Origin of the sequence: Agromyces sp. NPDC056523 (genome assembly GCF_042794545.1) — a bacterium.
GTDB lineage: Bacteria > Actinomycetota > Actinomycetes > Actinomycetales > Microbacteriaceae > Agromyces.
Map to the genome: position 1 here is coordinate 260,377 of NZ_JBHTTM010000004.1, position 24,343 is coordinate 284,719.

The following is a 24,343-nucleotide window of genomic DNA, read 5'->3' on the forward strand; positions in this document are numbered from 1 at the left end:
CCCCGGCGCGAACGCTCGACGCGCGCCGACGCCCCGTGAGAGGGTGACGTCAGGCAGCGGGCGACGAGCGCCCGGGCTTCGGAAGGGGGATCCGGATGTCAGGGGTGCTCGCGGCCTCGGTCGACGGTCGGTCGTTCACGACGAGCGAGGGCGAGGGGGCGCCGACCGGCACGCTCGTCCGGCTCGAGACGCCCGAGGGCGCGTGGCTCGGGCTCGTCGAGGCGGTCTCATCCGACGGCGCCGAGGTCGGCCGCGTGCTCGGCGTGCTCGACGGCCACGGCGGGCTGGACCAGCGCTCGGACGCGCCGTTCCGCAACGCGCACGTACGGCGGGCGGACGCGGCATCCGTCGACGCCCTGCATCGCGCGTCGCACGCCACCCTCGGCATCGGCACGATGCTCGCCTCACCCGGGCCGGCGAACGTCATCGGCACGCGCTTCAACCGGCACACGTTCTGGTGCGGCCAGTCGGGGTCGGGCAAGACGTACGCGCTCGGGGTCGTGCTCGAGCAGCTCATCGCCCACACGGCACTCCCGGTCGTCGTGTTCGACCCGAACTCCGACTTCGTCCGGCTCGGCGAGCTTCGCGAGGGCGTGACGGGGCCGGATGCCGCGGCCCTCGCCGAGCGGAACATCCGGGTGCTGCGACCGAACGGGCCCGACCCGCTGCTCGTGCACTTCCGGTCGCTGCCGATCGAGGCGAAGGCCGCGATCCTGCGCCTCGACCCCGTCGCCGACTCGCGCGAGTTCAACACGCTGCTGCACAGCGACGAGATCGCGACCGCGCTCGACAAGGACACGCTGCTCGGCCAGCTCCGGGCGTCGGCCGATCCCGGCCGCCAGGCGCTCGCGACGCGGATCGACAACCTCGGCATGCTCGACTGGGAGGTCTGGGCGGGGCCACGCACGCCGGTCAACGACATCGTCGCCGAGCGACCGGATGCCACGGTGCTCGACCTCGGCGGCTTCTCGACGCCCGATCAGCACCTGGCGGTCGCGATCTCGGTGCTCGACGACCTGTGGGCGCGCCGCGCGGAGCGACGGCCGGTGCTGCTCGTGATCGACGAGGCGCACAACCTGTGCTCGCCCGACCTGGTGACGCCGCTCGCACTCGCCGTGCGCGAGCGGATCATCCAGATCGCCGCCGAGGGACGGAAGTACGGCCTCTGGCTGCTGCTGTCGACGCAGCGCCCCTCGAAGATCCATCCTGGGATCATCTCGCAGTGCGACAACCTCGCCGTGATGAAGATGAGCTCACCCGGCGACCTGGCCCAGCTCGGCTCGTACTTCGGCGTCGCGCCGGCCGGGCTGCTCGCGATGTCGCCGTGGTTCCGCCAGGGCGAGGCGCTGTTCGCCGGTGGATTCGTGCCCGCTCCGACGCTCGTGAAGGTGGGGTCGCGGCTCACGCCCGAGGGCGGCAGCGACGTCGGCGTGCCCATGCGCTGAGACGACGAAGCGGATGTCGCGGGGTGGAGCCCGCGACATCCGCTCGCCTTCATCGCTTCCCGGCGATGCCTAGAGGAACCGTGCGTACGCCCCCACCGTCAGGAAGGTCGGGAACTCGGGCTCGAGCGCGACCGACCGGAAGACCGAGATCGCATCGTCGAACCGGTCGCCCTCGAAACGGGGCAGGGCAGCCACGGCCTGCGCCATGATCCGCACGATCGAGGTCTGGTCGATGCGCGTGCCCTCGGCGGTGACCGTGTTGTCGTGCAGCCACTGCCACACCTGCGAGCGTGAGATCTCCGCGGTCGCGGCGTCCTCCATGAGGTTGTCGATGGCCGCGGCGCCGGTCCCGCGGAGCCACGACTCGACGTACCGGATGGTGATCGAGATGTTGTCGAAGACGCCGGCTTCGGTGACTTCGCCGGCGCCCGACGGGATGTCGAGCAGCTCGGCCGCCGTGACGTGCACGTCGTCGCGCAGGCGCTCGACCTGGTTCGGCCGGTCGCCGAGCACGGAGTCGAACTCCGCGCGGGCGGTCTCGATGAGGTCGGGGTGCGCGACCCACGTGCCGTCGAAGCCGTCGGTCGCCTCGCGGCGCTTGTCGGCCGACACCGCGGCGAGCGCGCGCTCGGTCACCTCGGGGTCGCGGCGGTTCGGGATGAACGCGCTCATGCCGCCGATGGCGTGCGCACCCCGCTTGTGGCAGGTCTGCACGAGCAGCTCGGTGTACGCCCGCATGAACGGCACGGTCATCGTGATCGACTTGCGGTCGGGCATGACCCAGCGGCGACCCCGCGAGCGGAACGTCTTCACGATCGAGAAGATGTAGTCCCAGCGGCCGGCGTTCAGGCCCGCGCAGTGGTCGCGCAGCTCGTAGAGGATCTCGTCCATCTGGAACGCGGCCTGGATCGTCTCGATGAGCACGGTCGCGCGGACCGTGCCGTGCGGGATGCCGACGTACTCCTCCGCGAAGGTGAAGATGTCGTTCCACAGCTTCGCCTCGCGGTGCGACTCGAGCTTCGGCAGGTAGAAGTACGGTCCGCGACCGGCCGCGATGAGGCCCTTCGCGTTGTGGAAGAAGTAGAGGCCGAAGTCGACGAGCGAGCCCGAGGCGTGCATCGCGCGTCCCGCACGGTCGTGGAACCGCAGGTGCTTCTCGACGAGGTGCCACCCGCGCGGGCGGAACACGATCGTCGGCGTCTCCGTCGCGGCGACGCGGTACTCCTTGCCCTCGGGGCTCGTGTACTCGAGGTTCCCGCGCAGGAAGTCGAACAGGCTCAGCTGGCCCTCGACGACGTTCGCCCAGGTCGGGCTCGTCGCGTCCTCGTGGTCGGCGAGCCAGACCTTCGCGCCGGAGTTCAGCGCGTTGATCGCCATCTTCCGGTCGGTCGGGCCGGTGATCTCGACCCGGCGGTCCTCGAGGCCCGGTCCGGCGCCGGCGACGCGCCACGAGGCGTCGTTGCGGATCCACTCGGTCTCGGGAAGGAACTTCGGGTCGCGGCCGTTCGCGGCGTCGACGCGGGTCTGCAGGCGGACGGCCAGCAGCTCGTGGCGGGTGTGCGCGAAGCGGTCGTGCAGCGCGGCGAGGAACTCGAGCGCCTCGGGCGTGAGGATCTCCTCGTACCGCTCGCCGTACGGCGCGGTGACCTCGAGGTGCGGCTGCACGGTCTCGAAGGCGGGTGCCGTGCGAGCCGGTCGCGGTTCGTGGGTGGTCGTCTGATGCGGGCGAGCGGATGTCGCGACATCCGTGCGCTCGATGGTGATCGTGTTCATGATGTTCTCCTCCTCACGCTCCCGACCGGTCGGGAGGATTCCGGCTGCTCGGGAGGTCGTTCCGACTGGAACGGTCCTCCCCAGCGAGCGATGTCCTCCCGCTCGGGTGTGGAGCGGTCGTGGTGGTCAGTGCTGGAACTGCTCTTCCTCGGTCGATCCGACGAGGGCGAGGGTCGCGCTGGTGGGGTTCAGCGCCGTGGCGATCTGGTCGAAGTAGCCGGTGCCGACCTCGCGCTGGTGGCGCGTGGCGGTGTACCCGGATGTCTCCGAGGCGAATTCCGCCTCCTGGAGCTCGACGTAGGCCGACATGTGGCGCTCGCTGTAGTCCTTGGCGAGCGTGAACATGCCGTGGTTCAGTGAGTGGAAGCCCGCGAGGGTGATGAACTGGAATGCGTAGCCCATCGACGCGAGCTCTCGCTGGAAGGTCGCGATCTGGTCGTCGTCGAGGTGGCGCTTCCAGTTGAACGACGGCGAGCAGTTGTACGAGAGGCGCTTGCCCGGGAACTTCGCGTGCACGGCCTCGGCGAACCGGCGGGCCAGGTCGAGGTCGGGCTCGGCCGACTCGACCCAGAGCAGGTCGGCGTACTCGGCGTAGGCGAGGCCTCGGGCGATGACGGGCTCGATGCCGTTCTGCACGTTGTAGAAGCCCTCGGCGGTGCGCTCGCCCGTCACGAACGGCTGGTCGCGCTCGTCGTGATCGCTCGTGATGAGGGTCGCTGCGAGCGCGTCGGTGCGGGCGATGATGATCGACGGCACGCCCGCGACGTCCGCCGCCAGCCTCGCCGCGTTGATCGTGCGGATGTGCTGCGACGTCGGGACGAGCACCTTGCCGCCCATGTGGCCGCACTTCTTCTCGGAGGCGAGTTGGTCCTCCCAGTGCACGCCCGCCGCGCCCGCCTCGATCATCTGGTGCATGAGCTCGTAGGCGTTCAGCGGTCCGCCGAACCCGGCCTCGGCGTCGGCGACGATGGGCGCCATCCAGTCGCGGTCGTCGGTGCCCTGCTCGACCTGGCCGGCGCGCAGCAGCGCGTTGTTGATGCGGCGCACGACGGCCGGGACCGAGTTGGCGGGGTAGAGCGACTGGTCGGGGTAGGTCTGTCCGCTGAGGTTCGCGTCGGCGGCGACCTGCCAGCCCGACAGGTAGATCGCCTTGAGGCCGGCGCGCACCTGCTGCACGGCCTGGTTGCCGGTGAGGGCGCCGAGCGCGGCCGACCACTCCGGGTCCTCCATGCGCTCGAACGCGGTGCCGGTGTTCTTCCGGATGTCCTGCCACAGCTTCTCGGCGCCGCGGCGGGCGAGCGTGCGCTCCTCCCGCACCGGGCCGCGCAGGGCGATGACATCCTCGGCCGTGTAGTCGCGCTTGACGCCCTCCCAGCGGGGGTCGGCGTCCCACTCGAGCTGCAGCTCGGCGGCGGTCTGGGTCTGGTCGCCGGGGCGGTTCTCGGTGCTCATCGTCGTGCTCCTTCGGTGCGATGGATGTCTCGTGCGTCCCCTCCGTCCGGGGTTCGCCGTGGTCCGTGGCATCCATGCTGCGGGGCGCGCAACCACCCTGACCGGCCGATCCGGGGGTGAACTTTCCCGGTTCTTCCGTGCTGCGGAACTCCACGGATGGCTGCGGAGGAATTCGCCCCGAACGAGGAGAATGGTGGGCGTGACCCACGACGGAGAGGTGGGCGCCGGCACTCGACGCGATCAGGCTCGCGCCCGCGCCCGGAGCACCCGCGCCAGGCGGCTCGGGACGGCCGGGCTCGCGTTCTTCGTCCTCGGGCCGGTGCTCGGCCTCGCCCTCGTCGTGGCGGGCGTCGTGCTCGCGCTGCAGGAGGTGGCGTGGTGGCCGCTCGCGATCCTCGTCGCCGTCGTCATCGGGCTGGTCCTGCATCGCATCGGGCTGCGGATGCTGCTGGCCGCCGAGGACGCCCGGACTCCCGTGGACCCGCCTCCCGCCGACTCTTCGCTCGACGGGCCGGCGCCCGATCAGCCGTCGCCGGCGCGGACCAACCCCGACTCGTAGCCGCGACGCTGTGCGGCTGTTCCAGTCATCGACCCGCACGGGCCGGGGTGATACCTTGTGGTTCTAGGTACATTGCAGTACGAGGTATCACGAGGGGGTCGCATGCGCATCGGGAAGGACCTCGTGGCCGCCGCGGCGACGCCGGTCGTGCTCGGCATCCTCGCCGAGGGCGAGTCCTACGGCTACGCGATCCTGCAGAAGGTGGCCGAGCTCTCGGAGGGGAAGCTCGAGTGGAGCGACGGCATGCTCTACCCGCTGCTGCACCGGCTCGAGCGCGTCGGCCACGTCGAGTCGGAATGGCGCACGTCGCCCTCGGGTCGCCCGCGCAAGCACTATCGGCTGAGCGCGCAGGGCGCCGCGGCGCTGGCCGAGCACCACCGGCAGTGGACAGTCGTCGGCGACGTCCTCGACCGGCTCTGGTCGGCGCCGGCGCAGGGCGGCACCGCCGCCGGCCTCGCCCTCGGTGGAGCGTGACGCGATGGGCATCGACGAACGACGCGATCTCGACGGGCTCGTCGCCTCCTGGCGCGAGTGGCTCGAGCGTCGCGACGTCCTCGACCCGCCCGACGTCGACGAGCTCGAGAGCCACCTGCTCGACCGCATCGACGAGCTCCGCGCGCTCGGGCTCCGAGATGACGAGGCCTTCCTCGTCGCCGTGAAGCGCCTCGGCGCCGTCGACGAGCTCTCGCGCGAGTATGCGCGCGTGCACTCCGAGCGGCTCTGGGCGCAGCTCGTGCTCGGCGATGCCGACGGCGGCGCCGAGCACGGTTCCGCAGCCGCCGGAGCGGACGGCGCGGGAGCCGGGCTCCCGTTCGCTCGCCGCGCCCACGGTCTCGCCGTCGCCCTCGGCCTCGGCGTCGGCGCGGGCGTCGCCGTGAAGGCGGCCGACCTCCTCTCCACCGACCCGACGTTCCTGCTCCGGAACATCGCCGTGCTCGTGCTGCCCTTCCTCGCCGCGTGGTTCGCGTGGCGGCACCGCCCGCCCGCCGGGGCAATCGCCGTCATTGCCGGCGCCTTCGTCCTCGCGGCCGTGGTCCTGAACGCCTACCCGTTCGGCCCGGGTGCGGGCACGGAGGCGTTCGCGACCGAGCCATCGATGACCGAACTGCTCGCCGCGATCCACGCGCCCGTCGCCCTGTGGCTCATCACCGGCGTCGCGTACGCCTCGGGCGCATGGCGGAGCAGCACCGCCCGCATGGACTTCGTCCGCTTCAGCGGCGAGTGGGCCGTGTACTACCTGCTCATCGCCCTCGTCGGCGGCGCACTCTCGATGCTCACGATCGCGGTGTTCGACTCGATCGGACTCGACGTGATGACGTTCGTGGCCGAATGGGTGCTCCCGTGCGGGGCCGCGGGCGCCGTGCTCGTCGCCGCGTGGCTCGTCGAGGCGAAGCAGCGGGCGATCGAGAACATCGCCCCGGTCCTCACGAAGGTGTTCACGCCGATCTTCGCGCTCATGATGCTCGCACTGGTCGTGGCCGCCGTCCTGCAGTGGAACCTGGTGGACGCGAGCCGCGACCTGCTCATCGCGTTCGACCTCGTGCTCGTGGTCGTGCTCGGGCTGCTCGTGTACGCGTACTCGGCGCGCGACCCGCGCACGCCGCCCGGATGGTTCGACCGCCTCCAACTCGTCCTGCTCGCGAGCGCCCTCGTGGTCGACCTCGTCGTGCTGGTCGCGATGGTGGCCCGCATCGGCGAGTTCGGGGTCACGGCGAACAAGGCCGCATCCCTCGGGCTCAACCTCATCCTCCTCGCGAACCTCGTCTGGGCCGGATGGCTGCACCTCGGCTTCCTCCGAGGACGGGTCGCGTTCGTTCGCCTCGAGCAGTGGCAGACCGCGTACCTGCCGGTGTACGCCGGCTGGGCCGCGGTCGTCGTGATCGCCTTCCCGCCGCTCTTCGGCTTCGCCTGACCGACACCCGGCCGGCCGGCGGGAGACGCTCACCCTCGGCTCGTGTGACGTTCGCGTGACGAATCGGCCGGACGTTCTGCGCGCACGCGCCACCCGATCGGATGGTTCGTCCGGTTCTCCACATGGACATTGCACACACGGCCAATAGGCCGTTGAATGGCCGGACGCGACGTGGCGGACAGGGAAACCGGGAGGTGCCAGGAGTGACAGTGGCGACCGAGGCGATGACGACCTCACCGACGGAGGGGCGCCGAGGCGCACCGGGCTCGGTGGAGCTGGACCGCGTGATCAAGCGCTACGGCGAGGCGACGGCGGTCGACGGCGTGACCCTCTCGATCGAGCCGGGCGAGTTCATCTCGCTGCTCGGCCCGTCGGGGTGCGGCAAGACCACGACGCTGCGCATGATCGCGGGCTTCGAGCAGCCGGATGGCGGTGACATCCGCATCTCCGGACAGTCCGTCCTGGGCGCCCCGCCGTACCGGCGCGACGTGAACACCGTGTTCCAGGCCTACGCGCTGTTCCCCCACATGTCGGTCGCCGAGAACGTCGCCTACGGACTCCAGCAGCGCCGCACGCCCAAGGCCGAGCTGCGCGACCGCGTGTCGCAGGCACTCGACCTCGTGCAGATGCGCCGCTTCGCCGACCGCAAGTCCACCCAGCTCTCGGGCGGTCAGCAGCAGCGCGTGGCACTTGCGCGCGCGCTCGTGAACCGCCCGGCGGTGCTGCTGCTCGACGAGCCGCTCGGCGCGCTCGACCGGCAGCTCCGCGAGGAGATGCAGCTCGAGCTGAAGCTGCTGCAGTCGCGGCTCGGCATCACGTTCGTGTTCGTCACGCACGACCAGGGCGAGGCGCTCTCGATGAGCGACCGCATCGCGATCATGCGCGACGGGCGGATCGAGCAGCTCGCCGACGCCGACACGATCTACGCGCGTCCCGCGTCGGCGTACGTGGCCGCGTTCGTCGGCCAGCAGAACTTCTTCCGCGGGACCGCGTCCGAGGGCGGCGCGGCCGTGTCCTCCGAGCACGCGCTGGTGCGCGGCATCCGCTCGGTGTCGGATGGCTCGACGGCACCGTCCGACGGCGCACGCGCGCAGGCCGCGGTGCGGCCGGAGTACGTGCGCATCGAGGCCGAGTCCGCTGCCGTCGCCCGGACGGGCGGCGAGGGCGACGGTGCCAACCTGGCGCGCGGCACCCTGCTCGGCGTCGCCCACCTCGGCGAGACCATGCAGTACCTCGTGCGGCTCGGCGACGACCAGAGCCTCATCGCCCGGCGACCCACCCCCGAGGCGCCCGACCTCGCGGTCGGCGACGCCGTGCGCTGCAGCTGGAGCCCCGAGAGCGTCCTCGTCTTCCCGGCCGACGGCGCGGCCGACGAGGGCGGCTACGTCGCTCCGCCGACCCACTGACCCCGCACCGTCCGACCCATCCCCCACCCCTGAGGAGACCCGAATGAGCCCGTCGCGCACCCCCGTCCGCATCCTCGCCTCGACCACGGCGGCGAGGGCCATCACCGCCGAGCTCAGCCGCCGGCGCTTCCTTGCCGCGGCCGCGGCGGCCGGCGCCACGAGCCTGCTCGCCGCCTGCTCGACCGGCGGCGGCACGTCGAGCGCCCCGCAGGCGACCGGCGGCGAGCTCGAGGACAGCCTCTCGATCTACACCTGGGGCGACTACGACGCCCCCGATGTGCTCGAGGGCTTCACCGCCGAACTCGGCCCCACCATCCAGATGGACTCCTTCGGCTCGAACGAGGAGCTCATCTCCAAGCTCGTCGCGGCCAAGGGCAGCTCGGGCTACGACATCATCGTGCCCACCGGCGTGTTCATCCCGCAGATGATCGAGAACGGGCTGCTCTCGAAGCTCAACAAGAACCTCATCCCCAACCTGCAGCACGTCGACGACGCCTACCTCGGCCGCGCGTGGGACCCCGCGAACGACTACTCCATCTGCAAGGCGTGGGGCACGACGGGCTACGTGTACGACACGACCGTCATCACGCGCGAGCTGTCGACCTGGGCCGACTTCCTGGATGCCGCGCAGTACGAGGCGAGCGGCAAGACGAGCGTGCTCGACGACCCGGGCGACCTCACCGGCATGTACTTCTGGGCGAACGGCATCGACTGGAACACCACCGACGAGGCCGACCTCGCCGCGGCCGAGGACTACCTCGTGAACTCGCTCGCGCCGCACGTCTCCGCCTTCGACTCGTACCCCGGCGGCGCCGCGATCCCGCAGGGCACGCACGTGCTCATGCAGGCGTGGAACGGCGACGCCCGCATCGGCATGCTCGAGGGTGGCGAGCCCGACCGCTGGAAGTGGGTCTTCCCCGGCCCCGAGACCGAGATCTGGATGGACAACTGGGCGATCGCGACGGGCGCGCCTCACCCCGAGGCCGCGCACGCGTTCATCGACTACGTGCTCAGCCCCGAGAACTCGCTCGCCGAGCTCGACTACATCGGCTACCACACGGGCGGCAAGGACATCGAGCAGGCGGCGGCCGACGCGGGCCTGCCGATGCTCGACCTCGTGTTCTTCACCCCCGAGCAGCTCGAGACCATGCGCGAGGGCGAGGTCAACGAGGCCCAGCAGGTGCGCGTCGACATCTGGAACAAGACGAAGGCCGCGGCGGGGGCATAGTGCGAGGGCTGCGCATGCCGCGCTTCGCCCTCGCGATCCCCGCGTGGGCCTGGCTGGTCGTCTTCTTCGTCGCCCCCGTGGCGATGGTCGTGTACTTCAGCTTCGGCTACAAGCCGGGCATCTTCGGAACCCACGCGACCGACGTGCTGTCGTTCGACCGGTACGCCGAGGCGCTGTCGCCGACCTTCTTCCAGACGTTCACGAACACGCTGTGGGTCGGCATCGCGGGCACGCTCCTGTGCCTCGTGATCGGCCTTCCGGTGGCGTACTGGATGGCGGTGAAGGTGCCGGCCTCGCGGCGCGGCCTGCTCCTTGCTCTCGTGATGGTGCCGTTCTGGACGAACTTCCTCGTCCGCACGATCGGCTGGCAGGTGATCCTCGCGCCCGAGGGCTGGCTGTCGACCCTGCTGCAGGGCGTCGGGGTGACGGATGGCCCGCTGGAGGTGCTGTACACGAGGACCGCGGTGCTCATCGGCGTCGTCTACAACTACCTGCCGCTCATGATCCTGCCGCTGTTCGTCGCGTTCGACCGCGTCGGCGGGCCGCTGCGGGAGGCGTCGAAGGATCTCGGTGCCGGCCGGGTGCGCACGTTCCTGCGGGTCACGCTGCCGCTCGCCCGCCCGGGCCTGATCGCGGGCGTGCTGCTCGTGTTCATCCCGCTCATGGGCGACTACATCACGGCGACGGTCCTGGGCGGCGCGCGCGGCAACATGGTCGGCCAGCTCGTCGCGAGCCAGTTCCAGACGGCGCAGAACTGGGCGCTCGGCTCCGCGATGGCGGTGCTGCTGATCCTCGTGATCATGCTGACGGTCGCGGTCGGCGGCGTGATCGTGTGGCTCGTCTCGCTGCCGTTCCGGACGCGGAACCGGCTCGTGCTCGGCGACCCGCCGCCCACTGCGCCCGCCGCCGACACCGAGGCCGCCGCCATGCCGGCCCGCACCCCCGAGGAGGTGACCGCGTGAAGCACCGGTCCTGGTCGGATGTCGCGCTCGCCGTGTGGGGCGTGGCGGTGTTCGCCTTCCTGTTCCTGCCCATCGCGGTGATCATCTTCTCGTCGTTCAACACCGGTCGACTGCTCGTCGCCTGGGACTCCTTCGGATTCGACGCGTTCACGATGCTCGTCGCCAAGCCCGCGATCCGCGACGCGGTGCTCGTGTCGATCCAGACCGGGTTCATCGCGGCGGTGCTCGCGACGCTCCTCGGTACGCTCGCGGGCATCGCGATGGCGCGCCATCCGGGCCGCTGGGCGCTCTGGTTCATCGGCCTGCTACTGCTCGTCTCGGTCACGCCCGAGATCGTCGATGCCGTCGCGCTGCTGCCGTGGCTCGTGTTCCTCGGACAGGACCTCGGCCTCGGCGTCTTCAGCGACGGCATCGTGCGGCTCGTGATCGGGCACTCGCTCTTCTCGATCGCGGTCGTCTCGTACATCGTGCGAGCGCGGCTGGTCGGGCTCGAGGCACAGCTCGAGGAGGCGTCGGCCGACCTGTACGCGCGGCCGTTCACGACGTTCCGCCGCGTCACGCTGCCGCTCGCGATGCCCGCTGTGCTCGCCGGCTTCCTGCTCTCGTTCACGCTCAGCCTCGACAACACGGTGATCGCCGCGTTCGTCCAGGTCTCTGGCACGACCCCGTGGCCCGTGTACGTGCTGAGCGCGCTGCGTTCGGGCCTGCGCCCCGAGATCGCCGCGGTCTCCACGATCATGCTCCTGCTCACGCTCGTGGCCCTGGCGCTCGTCGCGCTCGTGCTGCGCCGCGCGGGCGACTCGGCGACGCAGATCGCGCGCACCATGACCGGCAATTAGAGAGGACCCTCCCCCGCATGAGCCACGCCGATCTCGTCTTCACGAACGGCCCCGTCTTCACCGCCGACACGGTGCGATCGCGCGCCGGTGCCGTCGCCGTGCGCGCCGGTCGCATCGTCGCGGTGGGTTCCGACCACGACGTCCGCGACCTCGTCGGCCCGTCGACCGAGGTCGTCGACCTCGCGGGGCGACTGCTCGTGCCCGGATTCCAAGATGCCCACGTGCACCCGGTGTGGGGCGGGCTCGACCTCATCCGGTGCGACCTCGCCGAGCTGGGCAGCGAGGCGGAGTACCTCGAACGGATCGCGGCGTACTCGGCCCAGCACCCCGACGACGAGTGGGTGCTCGGCGGCGGATGGTCCATGTCGGCGTTCCCGGGCGGCACGCCGACCGCCGCGGCGCTCGACCGCGTCGTGCCCGATCGTCCCGCCTTCCTGCCCAATCGCGACGGACACGGCGCCTGGGTCAACTCGGCCGCCCTCCGCCTGGCGGGCATCGACTGGCACACGCCCGACCCCGCCGACGGGCGGATCGAGCGCGATGCCGACGGCATCCCGACCGGCACGCTGCACGAGGGCGCGATGACCCTCGTCAACCGCCACCTGCCGGAGACGAGCCTCGAGACGCTGACCGAGGCGCTGCTCATCGGCCAGCGGTACCTGCATTCGTACGGCGTGACAGCGTGGCAGGACGCGATCGTCGGCCCGTACGGGGACGCCGGCGACCCCGGCCCCGCCTACCTCGCGGCTGCGGCCGCCGGCACGCTCACCGCCCGGGTCGTGGGTGCGTTGTGGTGGGACCGCACCGCGGGCCTCGAGCAGATCCCGTCGCTCGTGGAGCGCCGTGAACGCTACCGCGGGGGCCGCTTCGCGGCGACGAGCATCAAGGTCATGCAGGACGGCGTCGCCGAGAACTTCACCGCATCGATGCTCGAGCCGTACTGCGACGGCCACGGTCACTTCACCGACAACTCGGGCATCTCGTTCGTCGACCCCGCGGTCCTGAATCCGGCGGCCGTCGAGCTCGACCGGCTCGGGTTCCAGCTGCACTTCCACGCCATCGGCGACCGCGCCGTGCGGGAGTGCCTGGATGCCGTCGAGCACGCGATCGCCGCGAACGGCCGCAACGGGCACCGGCACCACATCGCGCACATCCAGGTCGTGCACCCCGAGGACGTGCCGCGCTTCCGCGAGCTCGGCGTCGCCGCGAACATGCAGTCGCTGTGGGCCGCGCTCGAGCCCCAGATGGTCGAGCTGACGCTGCCCTTCCTCGGCGAGCCGCGCAGCGCGTGGCAGTACCCGTTCGGCGACCTGCTGCGATCGGGCGCCGTGCTCGCGGCGGGCAGCGACTGGTCGGTCTCGACGCCCGATCCCATGGCCGCGATCCATGTCGCCGTGAACCGCCGCTCCGCACCGGGCCACGAAGAGGGCGAGTACGACGCGTTCCTGCCCGAGCAGGCGATCGACCTGGCCACCTCGCTCAGCGCCTACACCGCGGGCTCCGCCTGGGTGAACCATCTCGACGACGTCACCGGCACGGTCGAGGTCGGCAAGTACGCCGACCTCGTGGTGCTCGACCGCGACCCGTTCGCCGGCCCCGCCGACCAGATCGGGGCGACGCGCGTGCTGCAGACGTTCGTCGAGGGGGAGCGCGTCTACGCGGCATCCGACGCCTGACGCAGAGCGGCGCCCGCCGTCGAGCCGTGGCTCGAAGGCGGGCGCCGCTCAGTTCCGCCTGAGCGGTCAGTAGGTGGTGTACTGCGTGCCGGTGCCCGTGGATCCGCTGCCCTGCTGGGCGGCATCCTTCACGTCGGCCGCCGCGTCCTTGCCCTCGGACTTGACGTTCTCGACGCCCTCCGCGGCGCGCTCCTTCACGGAGTCGACCGCGTCGCGCGCCTCGGGCTTGAGGTTCTGCGCAGCCTCCTGGGCCACGTTCTTCACCTCGTCGACGAGCGGAGCCGCGGCATCCTTCGCCTTCTCGGCGATGTCGCGCTCGGGGCGCGACGCCGGGATGAGCGACGAGACGAGCCACGCCGCACCGAGGACGATCAGGCCCGCCGCGATGGGGTTGCCGCGCGTCGCCGAGGCGACGCGCTGCGGTGCCTGCCCGACCGCCTCTCCGGCGGAGTGCATCGCACCCTGCGTCGAGTCGGCCGCGTCGTGCGCGCTGCCCATCACGCGGTCCTTGGCGCGGATGAAGGCGCCCTTGACCCGCTCGGTCTGCCGGTGGACGGCCTTGCCGGGGTTGACCTTGTCGGCGAGGGCGTCGACGTCCTGGCCCAGCTCCACTCGCGTCCGCTCGATATCGGAACGGATGGCGTTCGGATCGGTAGTCATCGGTTCTCCTCATTCCTCTTCAACGTGTCCGGAATCTGCTTGAGGCTGTCGACGGTGCGGGGCAAGCCCTGCACCCGGTCGAACTCCTTCTTGCCCATGGAGTACAGGACGGCCGCCACGATCCCCCAGATGACCGCGACGATCACGGCCGACCAGCCCAGGTTGTCGATGAGCGCGCCGAGGCCCCACCAGAGCGCGACCGACAGGAACAACAGCGTGAACCATCCGGCGACGCCCGCGCCGCCGTACATGCCCGCGCCCTTGCCGGCCCGCTTCGCGGTCTGCGTGGCCTCGGCCTTCGCGAGCTCGACCTCCTGGCGCATGAGCGTCGAGACGTCGCGGCTCACCTCGGCGACGAGGTCGCCGAGCGAGGTCGTCGCCGCCTGCTGCTCCGAGGGCGTCGGCAGGTCCGGCGACGGCGCGTTGTACGCCGCCCCGGACGTCGCCCCGGCGACATGCGCGCCCGTCGAGCGCGGGTCGATGCCTCCCACGTGCGCGCCGCTCATCACGGGGCTCCGGTCACGTCGCCCCGGCGGGTGCCCTCACCGGGAAGCGGCTCGGTGTACGGGTTCTCGGTGCCCGTCACGCCGGTCGGCTCGGCCGACCACGTCGTGTCGGGGTCGGCGACGTGCGCGCCGCCGGTGCCGGTCCCGTACGGATCGCCGGTCCCCGTGCCGGTCCCGTACGTCCCGTCGGTCCCGGTGTAGGTGCCTCCGGTGCCGGTGTAGGTGCCGGTCGTGCCCGGGTTCTCGGTCGTGTACGGTGCGTCGACCGTGCCGGCGAGCTGCGCCTGCGTGCGCGCTCCGCCCGTCGTCGAGTCGCTCGGCGTCGCGAGCGAGCGCGTCAGTCGCCCGATCACCACCCCTGCGCCGGCCGCGATCGCGAGGAAGACCCCCGGACGCCGGCGTGCGAAGCGCTTGACCTCTTCGAGGAGGTCCTGCGGTTCGCGCTGCTCCAGCCACGACGCGACCGAGTCGGCGCGGGAGCCGACGTTCTCGACGACGTCCCTCGCGAGTCCGGACTGGCCCGTCGCGGCCATCTCCGAGAACTGCGACCCCACGTTCCGGAGTCCACCCGCGGCCCGCTGCTGCTGCGTCGACGCCTGCGAGCGGACCTCGCTGCCGACTCGGTCCGCGAGCCTGCGGGCCTGGTACTTCGCCTCGGACCCGACGTTGCGGGCCTCCTGCTTGGCGGTGTCGGCGACCCGGTGGCCGGCCGCACCTGCTTCCTGCTTGAGATCCGGAGTCCCGGTCCCTGCGGTGTTCACCATGTTCGCCCCTTTCCTCTCCGAGACCGGGGCGTGTGCTCCCGGTCTCGACGGTGGATCTGCATCGGCCACGCTAGGTCGGCGGTGCTCACGCATGAAGGGTCTTGCGATCCCGAGAACCGGGGCGTATAACCCGCGCGCGGAACCGCCTCATGCGGTCTCCGGGGCATCGCTACACGCCGGATGCGCCGGAAGCAACCGGCTCCCCGGCCGCCGAACGGTCGGGTACCGTCGCCATCCACGACCACCGTTGCCGCGCTGGGTGCGCGCGGGCGGGAGGGAGCCGGGCATGCCCGCACAGCACGGTCACAAGCTCGCCGCCGAGGCGTTCGAACCCCGCGAGCTCGTGCGCCAGGCCCGACTGGCAGAGGAGGCCGGCTTCGACTTCGTCGAGATCAGCGACCACTTCCATCCGAGGAGGCGGGCTACGACCGCGTCGCGATCATGAACCTCGGTCCCGACGTCGACGGCTTCCTCGGGTTCTTCGCCGACGAGCTCCGTCCTGCGCTCGCGGCTGGGTGAGCGCAGGACGGGTACGCTCAGCCGGCGCAGGCCGTCTGCAGTTCGGCGAGCGCCGCCGCGAACTCGCTGAGCTCATCCTGCACCGCTTCGCGGTCGGCACTCGCCGGGTCTTCTGCGGCCTCGCGGGCCGCGTCGAAGAACCCGCGCGTCGCGTCGGCGGCGCGGTCGGCGTACGGGCGGATCTCGGCGTTGTCGACCTCGTCGGTGGCATCGACGATGGCGGCCTGCGCCTCCTCGAGGGTGGCCTCGGCGGCCTCGGGGTCGTTCACGAGGTCGTCCTGCAGCGTGGTGGCGTCGACCCTCCCGAGCTCCTGCAGGCCGGCGAGGATCGCGTCGCACGCCTCGGCCACGCTCTGCTCTCCATCGCCCGTGCCTGCATCGTCGGTCTCGGCCGGCGAGGTGGCCGATGCCGTCGCGTCGGTCGACCCGGGCGCCGGAGCGAGGGTGCCGGTGCAGCCGGCGAGCAGCGCCGCGGCGAGCAGCGAGGCGGCCACCCCGGCGGCAGGTCGGATGGTGCGTCGTAGGGTCGTCACGTTCGGGTCCTCCGTTCGACAGTCCCGCGTCCGCGGGCGCCGCCATGCTCGCAGACCCTCCACGCCGCCGGAACTCCTTGCACGCGGCCCTCGGATCGGGTACCGAGCGCTTCCCTAGCGCCCGAGCGTCGCGGCATTCCGGGGATTCTTCGCTCGGCGATGCGAGCCACGAAGGTCTGAATCGGTTCGGTCGGCTCCCAAACGCAGAACTTCCGTCATTCTTCCGTTTGCGGCATTCGACCGCTCATGTGAGCATGAGGCATGGTCACCGCCGATCGCATCCGTTCCACCGTCCGTGCCGGCGCGTACGGCGGTGCCGTCGTCGCGACAGAGCCCGCGACCGACGAGGTCGACGCGCTGACGCTGGGCCGGCGCATCCGCGACCGCCGCCTGGCCGCCGGACTCACGCTCGGCGAACTCGCGACCGCGATCGACCGCGCGCCCAGCCAGGTCTCGGCGATCGAGAACGGCAAGCGCGAACCTCGGCTGTCGATGCTGCGCACGATCGCCCTCGCCCTCGGTACCACCGCGGACGAACTGCTGCGCCCCGACCCGCCCTCGGAGCGTGCGGCGCTCGAGATCGCCGTCGAGCGCGCGCAGCGGGGACCGGTCTTCGCCGCCCTCGGCCTCGAGCCGTTCCGCGTGGCCAAGACGATGTCCGACCAGACCCTGCAGACGATCCTCGCCCTGCACCACGAGATCGACCGCCTGCACCGCGAGCGCGCGGCGACGCCCGAGGAGGCGCGTCGTGCCAACGCCCAGCTGCGCGCCGAGATGCGCGCCCGCGACAACTTCTACCCCGAGCTCGAGGCGAAGGCCGCCGAGTTGCTCGAGGCCGTCGGCCACTCGGGCGGCCCGGTCTCGCACCAGCTCGTCGCCGACATGGCCAGCCACCTCGGGTACTCGCTGCACTACGTCGGCGACCTGCCGCATTCGACGCGGTCCGTGACCGACAAGCGCAACGGGCGCATCTACCTGCCCACGCAGCAGTCCCCATCGCGCGACTCGCGTTCGCCGATCCTGCAGGCGCTCGCCTCGCACCTGCTCGGACATGAGGAGCCTGCGAGCTACGGCGACTTCCTGCGCCAGCGGATCGAGACGAACTACCTCACGGCCGCCATCCTGCTGCCCGAGCAGGCCGCAGTGCGCTACCTCACCGAGGCGAAGAACCTGCGCCGCATCTCGATGGAGGAACTGCGCGACCACTTCGCGGTCTCGTACGAGACGGCCGCGCACCGGTTCACGAACCTCGCCACGGCGCGCCTCGACATCCCGGTGCACTTCATGAAGGTGCACGAGTCGGGCACCATCATCAAGGCGTACGAGAACGACGCGGTGCGCTTCCCGTCCGACGCGCTCGGCGCGGTCGAGGGCACCACGGTCTGCCGCAACTGGACCGCGCGGACGGTGTTCGACATCGAGGACCGCTTCAGCCCGTGGTACCAGTACACCGACACGCCCACGGGCACGTTCTGGTGCACCTCGCGGATCGAGAAGGCCAAGGAGGGCGAGTACTCGGTGTCGGTCGGCGTGCCGTTCGAGCACGTCAAGTGGTTCCGCGGTCGGGAGACTCCGCATCGTGCGGTGTCGCGCTGCCCTGACGAGTCGTGCTGCCGCCGCGCGCCGTCGGCGCTCTCCGAGACGTGGGCGGATGCCTCGTGGCCGGCCGCGCGCACGCCCACATCCCTCCTCGCGGCGCTGCCGACCGGCACGTTCCCGGGCGTCGACCAGACCGAGGTGTACCAGTTCCTCGAGGCGCACGCGCCTCGAGGATGACCGACGCGGGCTCGAGGCGCACGCGCCTCGAGGGTGCGGCTACTCGACGACCGGTTCGGATGCCGCGAGCTCGCGGAACCACGTGAGCGCGGCGCGGTGCGCCATCACGCCGTAGTCGAGCGTGGCGCGCTGGAAGCGGAACACCTCGCGGTACTCGGCCGGGATCGACGCCGCCTGGGCGTCGAGCGCCACCGCGTATCCCTCGAGACCGGCGAGCTCGCCCTCCAGCTCGGCCGCGATGCCGTCGATGATCTCGCGGCGCTCGTCGGCGTCCTCGACGAGCCCGAGCAGGAACAGCCGCGAGAGCGCGGCGACCTCGAGGTCGCCGCCGGCCAGGGGCGATCGGATCCAGGCGTGGAAGGCGGACGTCCCGCCATCCGTGATCGCGTAGATCTTCTTGTTGCGCCCGCCCTCGATCGCCTCGCGGACGGTGACGTGCTCGGCGGCGAGCAGCCCGCGCAGTGCGCTCTGGAGGCTGCCGAAGCTCGCGCGGTAGAACAGCGATGGCCCCTGCTCGAACTGCTTGTTCAACGAGTACAGCGTCTGCGGCCCGAGCAGCAGGAGCAGGCCGAGGATCACGTTGCCCACAGGCACTCCCTTTCTCGCGGGTCGGCTCTTGCCGGGATCGGCCCGGATCAGTATATTCCTACTCGTGATATCCCGTTTCGTGATATCACGAGACGGGATGAAAGGATTCTCGCAGATGACCGCCGCGAACGAGTTCGCCACGCGACTGGATCGGCATCTCGCCCGGACGACGGCTCGCCGGGGTGCCCTCGGAGCGCCGCAGGTCGCGGTGAGCGCCCCGCGGCTCGGCATCGAGTACCGCTCGGGCGAGGCTCGACCGTTCCATGTCGCGAGCGTGGGCAAGCTCTTCACCGCCACGCTCGTCATGCAGCTCGTCGAATCCGGCGTGCTCGCGCTCGATGGGCGGGTCAGCGGGCTCCTGCCCAGCGCCGAGCTCGAGCGGTTGTTCGACACGACTGATGAGCCCGATGTCGCGGGCACCGCGACGCTCGCGCAGCTGCTCACCCACACGGCCGGCGTCGCCGACTACTTCGAGGGCCCCGTCACCGCCGGGCACACATTGGTGGACCTCGTCGTCGACGAGCCCGACACCCTCTGGACGCCGGCCGACCTGCTCTCCTTCAGCCGCGACCGGCAACGACCGGTGGGCCGCCCCGGCGAGCGCTTCGCGTACTCCGACACGGGATACGTGCTGCTCGGCCGCATCCTCGAGGAGGCGACGGGCCAGGCATTCCACGACCTCCTCCGCGAGCGGATCTTCGCGCCGCTCGATCTTCGCGACAGCTGGCTCTGCTTCCACTCGACCCCGGAGAATCGGCCCGCCGACACCGGCATCGCCCCGCTGTGGATCGGCAGGCATGAGCTCAGCCGCGCCCGCAGCCTGAGCTGCGACTGGGCGGGCGGCGGGATCGCGAGCACACCCGAGGACCTGCTCGCGTTCAGCTCGGCACTCCACGGCGGCCGCCTCCTGACGCCCGAGAGCATGGCCTACCTGGCCGAACCGCGCCATCGGTTCCGTCCCGGCATCCGCTACGGCGCGGGCATGATGCAGCTGCGGTTCGAGGGCTTCTCGCCGTTCCTCCGTGGGATGCCGCGCCCGGTCGGGCACCTCGGCGTGCTCGCGACGCACGTCTTCCACGATCCCGTGCACGAGGCAGAGATCGTGCTGAACTTCGCGTCCACGAAGGAGATGGTCCGCAGCGTCCGCACGCTCATCGAGGTCGAGCGACTGCTCGCCCGCGCGGCCGGCTGAGCGACCGGCGCGGGCGCCGGCGGGCGCCGCCGGCATGACCGTCACCCGAGCCGGTACCCGCGCACCGCGTGCACCGCGAACGACTCGGGATACGCCGCGGCGGCCGGCGGCGCCGGCGGGAACGCGAACACGTCGAGCATCAGCTGCATCGGGTACTGCGGCGACTGCGCGACGCGCTTGACGACGACCCCGTCGATCGAGAACACGACCTCGTCGGGTCGCCAGTCGACGGCGTACCGGTGCGGCTCGCGCACGTCGCCCGCGAACGGCAGGCGCTCGAACTCGTCGGTGATCGACGGGTCGCCGAACGGATGCACGCCCATGCCGACGAGCGCACTGCCGTCGGGGCGGATGTCGCGACCGAATACCTCGAACACGCAGATCTCCGCCGACTGCGTCGGCTCCTCCTCGAGCCCGATCATCCACAGCGCGGCCATCGCGTGCTCGTCGATGCCGTCGATCGCGACGGCCGCCTCGACGCGGCCGAAGTGCGGCGTGTAGCAGCGCCGGTCGCCCTGCGCTTCGTGCACGACGAGCCCGTCGCGGAACGGGTGCTGCCCGACATCCGACCCCACCGGACCAGACCGGACGGCCGTCTGCAGGTTCGACACCTGGGTCGCACCGTCGTACGCGGGCGACCAGGCGGGCTGGCCGGCATCGACGCGCAGCCGCAGCACCCCGTCGCCGACGTCGTAGCGGGCGCGCGTGCGCTCGCGGCTGGACCATTGCGGCAGGTAGTACGGCAGCCACTGGTCGAGGTCGAGCTCGGGACCCGAGAAGTCGGCATCGAACTCGAGCAGGTCGGGCGGGGGCGGGGGCACGGGCGGGGCGGGCGGCATGCCGCGATCCTGCCCTCACCTCCCGACATCCGGCGCATGGCCGACCGTGGCGACGGACGGATCGTCCGGCGAGACCGCCGAGCCGGGACACCGCGCTATTGTCCACGCGTGCAATAGATGCGAGGATGGGGGCAACGACCGACTTGGAGTGATCCCCCGTGGGAACGACCGTCTACGAACGCCGCCGCCCCGCGGCATCCGTCATCGAGCGCAGCGTGGCCGACACCCGGCAGTCCGTGTTCTGGCTCGAGGACGTGCCCGACGAGGCGAAGCAGCCCCGGCCCCGCCTCGAGGGCACGCGCGTCGCCGACCTCGCGATCGTCGGCGGCGGCTACACCGGCCTGTGGACCGCCGTGCTCGCCAAGCGCGCCGACCCCGACCGCCGCGTGGTGCTGCTCGAGGCCAAGCAGGTCGGCTGGGCGGCCTCCGGCCGCAACGGCGGCTTCTGCGAGGCGAGCCTCACGCACGGTCGCGACAACGGCCTCTCGCGCTGGCCCGCGGAGATGGACGAGCTCGACCGGCTCGGCCTGGCCAACCTCGACGCGATCGAGGCGAGCGAGGCCGAGTTCGGCATGGACGTCGAGTTCGAACGCAACGGCTCGCTCGACATCGCGGTCGAGCCGCACCAGGTCGAGTGGTTGCACGAAGCGGCGGCCGATGCGGCCTCGCGCGGCGACGACAGCGTGCGACTGCTCGACGAGCACCAGGTGCGCGCCGAGCTGGACTCGCCCGTGTTCCTCGGCGCCGTGTGGAACACGCGCACGAGCGCCATCCTGCACCCGGCGAAGCTCGCCGCCGAACTCGCCCGCGTCGCCGAGGAGGCGGGCGTCGAGATCTGCGAGCACTCCCCCGTGACGCGCCTCGACACCCCGGGTTCGACCGGCGTCGTGCGACTCACCACCGAGCACGGCCGCGTCGACGCGACCCGCGCGGTGCTCGCGACCAACGTCTTCCCGTCGCTGCTCAAGCGCAACCGGTTCATGACCGTGCCCGTCTACGACTACGTGCTCATGACCGAGCCGCTCTCTGCCGAGCAGCAGGCATCGATCGGCTGGGCGCACCGGCAGGGCGTCGGCGACATGGCGAACCAGTTCCACTACTCACGGCTGACGCGCGACGGCCGAATCCTCTACGGCGGGTACGACGCGATCTACCACGCGGGCGGCCGGATGCGAACGCGCTACGAGGATCGCCCCGAGAGCTTCGCGAGGCTCGCGAGCCACTTCTTCACGACCTACCCGCAGCTCGAGGGCCTGCGCTTCACGCACCGGTGGGCCGGGGCGATCGACACCTCGACGCAGTTCACGGCGTTCACCGGGCTCGCCCGCGACGGCCGCGTCGCGTACGCGTCGGGCTTCACCGGCCTCGGCGTCGCGTCGACCCGCTTCATGGCCGAGACCATGCTCGACCTGCTCGCCGGCCGTGAGACCGAGCGCACCGCGCTCGAGATGGTGCGGTCACGCCCGATGCCGTTCCCGCCCGAGCCCGCGGCATCCGTCGGCATCAACCTCACGCGATGGTCGCTCGACCGCGCCGACCACCGGCAGGGCCGGCGCAACCTGCTGCTGCGCACGCTCGACGCGGTCGGCCTGGGGTTCGACTCGTGACCGGCGAGACGCACCCCGTGCAGCTCGCTGCGGGTGCGGTGACGGATGCCGCGACGCGGCCGCTCGCGCACGAACCCGTGCCCGACGACCAGGTCGTGGCCGGCACGCCGACGACCGCATACGCCGAGCTCGACGTCGCCGCCGACGGCGGGCGCGAGCTCGGGGTGTGGGAGATGACGCCCGGCGCGATGCGCGACACCGAGGCCGACGAGGTGTTCCTCGTCATCGCGGGCCGGGCGACCGTCGAGTTCGTCGATCCCGCCCTGCCCGCGATCGAGCTCGGACCCGGGTCGCTCATGCGCCTCGAGGCGGGCATGCGGACGGTGTGGACGGTGCACGAGACCCTGCGCAAGCTGTACGTCGCGCCGTAGCCGCGGCCGCGCCATCCGGTCGGGCCGCGCGTCAGACCGACAGCTCGACGTCGCGGTCGGCCGGCACCGTGATCGACGCGACCTCCTTCAGGCGCGGATGCCGCTCGTCGCCGTGGTCGACCACGCCCGTGTTCCACGTCAGCAGCAGGCCGTCGGGCCCGTCCCGCAGCAGGGCGAGGTTGTTGTCGAACCAGGGCCCCTTGACGGTGTGCCATTCGAACGGCGCGTCGGGCACCTTGACCGAGCGTGCGGCGGCGGCGCCGACCGGTGTCGCGACGCCGTACGACATGACCACGGCGAACCACCGCAGGAAGCGCGGCAGCGGATTCCGCACCGGCGAGCACACGGCCTGCAGGATCCGTCCGCCGTGCCCGCGCTCGACCTCGGCGAGGTACGAGTAGTGCACGTCGCCCGAGAGGAACAGCACGTTCTGCGGGGCCGGCCCGCGCGCGCCGTCGGCGAGCTCGGACACCATCCGCGCCACCGCCTGGAACGTGTTCTCCCACGCGGCCCAGTGCTCGAGGTCGACCGCCTGCCGGAGCCGCTCGCCGATGCGCGCCGCCGGCCGCCCCCACGCGCCCTGCGAGATCGCCTCGTCCCACGCCTCGACGTGGTGCAGCCCCATGGGCAGCAGGAACGGAAGGGACGTCGCGATGATCACCTGCCGGAAGCCGCCGCGCAGCTGCTCGTCGAACCAGGCGAGCTCGTCGCGGTCGAGCAGGCCGCGCGCGCTGGGCGTCAGGTCGCGTGCGGCGCGCGAGTCGACCACGATGAGCCGCACGTCGTCGAGGTCGCGCGCGTAGCTCCAGCGCACGCTGGTCGGGTCTCGGTCGCTGCGGTCGGCGAACGCGTCGAGCGCGTCGCTCAGGTCGAGCTCGCCCTGGCCGCCGCTCCGCTCGTGCGCGACGACCCGCTGCCAGAGCTCGTCCTCCGCCCGCTCGCTCGGTGACAGGTTGCCGAGGTGCTGGTACACCCAGTACGAGCCGAGGCCGGCGACGATGCGGCCATGCCACCACGATGTCGCCTCCATCTCCTGCTTCCAATCGAACGAGGCGTTCCAGTCGTCGCGCACGTCGTGGTCGTCGAAGATCATCGCGGTCGGCACGGTCGAGAGCAGCCAGCGGTTCGCGCCATCCGACCAGGCCAGCCGGTAGAGGTGCGCGTACTCCTCGTAGTCCTTGAGCTCCTTGCCCGGCTCCTCGTGGATGTCGCGGCGGCTGCGGATGAAGTCCTGCATCTGCTTCGAGGTCAGGTCGGCGTAGACCTGGTCGCCGAGGAAGAGCAGGAGGTCGGGCGGTTCCTCGTCGCCCGCGGCCATCGCGAGCGCGAAGGCACGCATCGCGTCGACGCCGTGCGTGCGATTACCGTGCGAGTCGTGCGGCACGCTCGTGCGACACGACCCGTAGGCCAGGCGCAGCCGCCGGCCGGGCGCTCGCGTGGCGATCACCGAACCCGGGAACGCGATGTCCTCGTCGGACTCGGGGTCCGGGTCGGGCCACGCGGTGACGCCGTCGACCTGGACCTCGTACGGCAGCACCGTGTCGGGCTCGAGGCCGTCGACCTCGACGAGCGCATAGTGGTGGTCGTGCACGCGGAAGGTGCGCGCGTGCCACTCGCGGCCGCCAGCGCGCACGCGTACGGTGCTGGCCGCGCGCGTCTCGACCCAGATGCTCGCGGAGGTCTCGTCGACGTGCCGCAGCATCGGGCCGAGCACGAGCGGCGATTCGGCCATGCAC

General features: G+C 71.5%; 23 protein-coding genes. 14 read left to right on the plus strand and 9 right to left on the minus strand.

Features of this window, described 5'->3' with window-relative positions; genetic code table 11:
- Positions 1-95: 95 nt before the first annotated feature.
- The gene (locus tag ACFQ58_RS14625) at positions 96-1,445 is read left to right on the plus strand and encodes an ATP-binding protein (RefSeq protein ID WP_376951884.1); all 1,350 of its coding nucleotides are present in this window, start codon (positions 96-98) and stop codon (positions 1,443-1,445) included.
- Positions 1,446-1,514: 69 nt separating this feature from the next.
- On the opposite strand, the gene aceB is transcribed toward ACFQ58_RS14625, so the two are convergent.
- Positions 1,515-3,218 carry a malate synthase A gene (gene aceB, locus ACFQ58_RS14630; RefSeq protein ID WP_376951885.1) on the minus strand — a complete coding sequence of 568 codons (1,704 nt, stop codon included), beginning with the start codon at positions 3,216-3,218 and terminating at the stop codon, positions 1,515-1,517.
- Positions 3,219-3,344: 126 nt separating this feature from the next.
- Positions 3,345-4,670 carry an isocitrate lyase gene (gene aceA / locus ACFQ58_RS14635; RefSeq protein ID WP_376951886.1) on the minus strand — a complete coding sequence of 442 codons (1,326 nt, stop codon included), beginning with the start codon at positions 4,668-4,670 and terminating at the stop codon, positions 3,345-3,347.
- 199 nt (positions 4,671-4,869) lie between these two features.
- On the opposite strand from aceA, the gene ACFQ58_RS14640 reads away from it, so the two are divergent.
- The 8 genes from ACFQ58_RS14640 (at position 4,870) to ACFQ58_RS14675 (ending at position 13,252) form a co-directional block, all read left to right on the plus strand.
- Positions 4,870-5,229, plus strand: a complete 360-nt coding sequence (locus ACFQ58_RS14640) for a hypothetical protein (RefSeq protein WP_376951887.1) — start codon at positions 4,870-4,872, stop codon at positions 5,227-5,229.
- Between the two features lie 102 nt (positions 5,230-5,331).
- Positions 5,332-5,703 (plus strand): PadR family transcriptional regulator, encoded by a 372-nt coding sequence (locus ACFQ58_RS14645; RefSeq protein ID WP_376951888.1) that lies wholly within the window; start codon positions 5,332-5,334, stop codon positions 5,701-5,703.
- Positions 5,704-5,707: 4 nt separating this feature from the next.
- Entirely contained in the window at positions 5,708-7,141 is a 1,434-nt protein-coding gene (locus ACFQ58_RS14650) for a permease prefix domain 1-containing protein (RefSeq protein WP_376951889.1), read from the plus strand.
- 203 nt (positions 7,142-7,344) lie between these two features.
- Positions 7,345-8,547 (plus strand): ABC transporter ATP-binding protein, encoded by a 1,203-nt coding sequence (locus ACFQ58_RS14655; RefSeq protein WP_376951890.1) that lies wholly within the window; start codon positions 7,345-7,347, stop codon positions 8,545-8,547.
- A gap of 43 nt (positions 8,548-8,590) precedes the next feature.
- Positions 8,591-9,775, plus strand: a complete 1,185-nt coding sequence (locus tag ACFQ58_RS14660; protein WP_376951891.1) for a spermidine/putrescine ABC transporter substrate-binding protein — start codon at positions 8,591-8,593, stop codon at positions 9,773-9,775.
- 14 nt (positions 9,776-9,789) lie between these two features.
- Positions 9,790-10,737, plus strand: coding sequence for an ABC transporter permease (locus ACFQ58_RS14665; protein ID WP_376951892.1), 948 nt, complete (start codon positions 9,790-9,792; stop codon positions 10,735-10,737).
- Complete coding sequence (locus ACFQ58_RS14670; protein WP_376951893.1) at positions 10,734-11,576, plus strand: ABC transporter permease; 843 nt, start codon at positions 10,734-10,736, stop codon at positions 11,574-11,576. Before ACFQ58_RS14665 ends, ACFQ58_RS14670 begins: the two co-directional genes overlap by 4 nt.
- A gap of 17 nt (positions 11,577-11,593) precedes the next feature.
- On the plus strand, positions 11,594-13,252 hold the full coding sequence (locus ACFQ58_RS14675) for an amidohydrolase (RefSeq protein ID WP_376951894.1): 1,659 nt from the start codon (positions 11,594-11,596) through the stop codon (positions 13,250-13,252).
- 66 nt (positions 13,253-13,318) lie between these two features.
- Here the strand turns inward: ACFQ58_RS14675 and ACFQ58_RS14680 are convergent, their stop codons facing one another.
- Genes ACFQ58_RS14680 through ACFQ58_RS14690 form a run of 3 tightly spaced genes read right to left on the minus strand, consistent with a single transcriptional unit; the run spans position 13,319 to position 15,182 of the window.
- Entirely contained in the window at positions 13,319-13,912 is a 594-nt protein-coding gene (locus ACFQ58_RS14680) for a DUF3618 domain-containing protein (protein ID WP_376951895.1), read from the minus strand.
- Positions 13,909-14,418: a phage holin family protein gene (locus tag ACFQ58_RS14685; protein ID WP_376951896.1), complete on the minus strand. Its 510-nt coding sequence runs from the start codon at positions 14,416-14,418 to the stop codon at positions 13,909-13,911. Before ACFQ58_RS14685 ends, ACFQ58_RS14680 begins: the two co-directional genes overlap by 4 nt.
- Positions 14,418-15,182 carry a hypothetical protein gene (locus ACFQ58_RS14690; RefSeq protein ID WP_376951897.1) on the minus strand — a complete coding sequence of 255 codons (765 nt, stop codon included), beginning with the start codon at positions 15,180-15,182 and terminating at the stop codon, positions 14,418-14,420. The genes ACFQ58_RS14685 and ACFQ58_RS14690 overlap by 1 nt, the downstream gene beginning before the upstream one ends.
- A 286-nt stretch (positions 15,183-15,468) precedes the next feature.
- Between ACFQ58_RS14690 and ACFQ58_RS14695 the strand changes: the two genes are divergently transcribed.
- Positions 15,469-15,627 carry an LLM class flavin-dependent oxidoreductase gene (locus tag ACFQ58_RS14695; protein WP_376951898.1) on the plus strand — a complete coding sequence of 53 codons (159 nt, stop codon included), beginning with the start codon at positions 15,469-15,471 and terminating at the stop codon, positions 15,625-15,627.
- A 91-nt stretch (positions 15,628-15,718) separates the two neighbouring features.
- On the opposite strand, the gene ACFQ58_RS14700 is transcribed toward ACFQ58_RS14695, so the two are convergent.
- A complete protein-coding gene (locus ACFQ58_RS14700; protein WP_376951899.1) occupies positions 15,719-16,234 on the minus strand; it encodes a hypothetical protein in 516 nt (171 codons plus the stop codon).
- A gap of 261 nt (positions 16,235-16,495) precedes the next feature.
- Between ACFQ58_RS14700 and ACFQ58_RS14705 the strand changes: the two genes are divergently transcribed.
- Positions 16,496-18,010 carry a helix-turn-helix domain-containing protein gene (locus ACFQ58_RS14705; protein ID WP_376951900.1) on the plus strand — a complete coding sequence of 505 codons (1,515 nt, stop codon included), beginning with the start codon at positions 16,496-16,498 and terminating at the stop codon, positions 18,008-18,010.
- A gap of 39 nt (positions 18,011-18,049) precedes the next feature.
- Here the strand turns inward: ACFQ58_RS14705 and ACFQ58_RS14710 are convergent, their stop codons facing one another.
- A complete protein-coding gene (locus tag ACFQ58_RS14710; RefSeq protein ID WP_376951901.1) occupies positions 18,050-18,598 on the minus strand; it encodes a hypothetical protein in 549 nt (182 codons plus the stop codon).
- A 115-nt stretch (positions 18,599-18,713) separates the two neighbouring features.
- On the opposite strand from ACFQ58_RS14710, the gene ACFQ58_RS14715 reads away from it, so the two are divergent.
- Positions 18,714-19,790: a serine hydrolase domain-containing protein gene (locus ACFQ58_RS14715; protein ID WP_376951902.1), complete on the plus strand. Its 1,077-nt coding sequence runs from the start codon at positions 18,714-18,716 to the stop codon at positions 19,788-19,790.
- Between the two features lie 41 nt (positions 19,791-19,831).
- Here ACFQ58_RS14715 and ACFQ58_RS14720 read toward each other — a convergent pair whose 3' ends face one another.
- Positions 19,832-20,629, minus strand: coding sequence for a glycoside hydrolase family 16 protein (locus tag ACFQ58_RS14720; protein ID WP_376951903.1), 798 nt, complete (start codon positions 20,627-20,629; stop codon positions 19,832-19,834).
- A 158-nt stretch (positions 20,630-20,787) separates the two neighbouring features.
- Here ACFQ58_RS14720 and ACFQ58_RS14725 point away from each other — a divergent pair, with 158 nt between their 5' ends.
- Together ACFQ58_RS14725 and ACFQ58_RS14730 are read left to right on the plus strand one after the other, a co-directional pair.
- Positions 20,788-22,236: an NAD(P)/FAD-dependent oxidoreductase gene (locus ACFQ58_RS14725; protein ID WP_376951904.1), complete on the plus strand. Its 1,449-nt coding sequence runs from the start codon at positions 20,788-20,790 to the stop codon at positions 22,234-22,236.
- Positions 22,233-22,607 carry a cupin domain-containing protein gene (locus ACFQ58_RS14730; protein WP_376951905.1) on the plus strand — a complete coding sequence of 125 codons (375 nt, stop codon included), beginning with the start codon at positions 22,233-22,235 and terminating at the stop codon, positions 22,605-22,607. The genes ACFQ58_RS14725 and ACFQ58_RS14730 overlap by 4 nt, the downstream gene beginning before the upstream one ends.
- 31 nt (positions 22,608-22,638) lie before the next feature.
- Here the strand turns inward: ACFQ58_RS14730 and ACFQ58_RS14735 are convergent, their stop codons facing one another.
- Entirely contained in the window at positions 22,639-24,339 is a 1,701-nt protein-coding gene (locus ACFQ58_RS14735; protein WP_376951906.1) for an alkaline phosphatase D family protein, read from the minus strand.
- Positions 24,340-24,343: the final 4 nt, after the last annotated feature.

What these genes read in the sequence shown, in the direction of transcription:
- ACFQ58_RS14695 (WP_376951898.1), top strand. Translation starts at nt 15,469, where the DNA reads ATGCCCGCACAGCACGGTCACAAGCTCGCCGCCGAGGCGTTCGAACCC.
- ACFQ58_RS14645 (WP_376951888.1), top strand. Translation starts at nt 5,332, where the DNA reads ATGCGCATCGGGAAGGACCTCGTGGCCGCCGCGGCGACGCCGGTCGTG.
- ACFQ58_RS14690 (WP_376951897.1), bottom strand. Translation starts at nt 15,182, where the DNA reads ATGGTGAACACCGCAGGGACCGGGACTCCGGATCTCAAGCAGGAAGCA.
- aceB (WP_376951885.1), bottom strand. Translation starts at nt 3,218, where the DNA reads ATGAACACGATCACCATCGAGCGCACGGATGTCGCGACATCCGCTCGC.
- ACFQ58_RS14715 (WP_376951902.1), top strand. Translation starts at nt 18,714, where the DNA reads ATGACCGCCGCGAACGAGTTCGCCACGCGACTGGATCGGCATCTCGCC.
- aceA (WP_376951886.1), bottom strand. Translation starts at nt 4,670, where the DNA reads ATGAGCACCGAGAACCGCCCCGGCGACCAGACCCAGACCGCCGCCGAG.
- ACFQ58_RS14705 (WP_376951900.1), top strand. Translation starts at nt 16,496, where the DNA reads ATGGTCACCGCCGATCGCATCCGTTCCACCGTCCGTGCCGGCGCGTAC.
- ACFQ58_RS14650 (WP_376951889.1), top strand. Translation starts at nt 5,708, where the DNA reads ATGGGCATCGACGAACGACGCGATCTCGACGGGCTCGTCGCCTCCTGG.
- ACFQ58_RS14625 (WP_376951884.1), top strand. Translation starts at nt 96, where the DNA reads ATGTCAGGGGTGCTCGCGGCCTCGGTCGACGGTCGGTCGTTCACGACG.
- ACFQ58_RS14685 (WP_376951896.1), bottom strand. Translation starts at nt 14,418, where the DNA reads ATGAGCGGCGCGCACGTGGGAGGCATCGACCCGCGCTCGACGGGCGCG.
- ACFQ58_RS14720 (WP_376951903.1), bottom strand. Translation starts at nt 20,629, where the DNA reads ATGCCGCCCGCCCCGCCCGTGCCCCCGCCCCCGCCCGACCTGCTCGAG.
- ACFQ58_RS14680 (WP_376951895.1), bottom strand. Translation starts at nt 13,912, where the DNA reads ATGACTACCGATCCGAACGCCATCCGTTCCGATATCGAGCGGACGCGA.
- ACFQ58_RS14735 (WP_376951906.1), bottom strand. Translation starts at nt 24,339, where the DNA reads ATGGCCGAATCGCCGCTCGTGCTCGGCCCGATGCTGCGGCACGTCGAC.
- ACFQ58_RS14660 (WP_376951891.1), top strand. Translation starts at nt 8,591, where the DNA reads ATGAGCCCGTCGCGCACCCCCGTCCGCATCCTCGCCTCGACCACGGCG.
- ACFQ58_RS14665 (WP_376951892.1), top strand. Translation starts at nt 9,790, where the DNA reads ATGCCGCGCTTCGCCCTCGCGATCCCCGCGTGGGCCTGGCTGGTCGTC.
- ACFQ58_RS14675 (WP_376951894.1), top strand. Translation starts at nt 11,594, where the DNA reads ATGAGCCACGCCGATCTCGTCTTCACGAACGGCCCCGTCTTCACCGCC.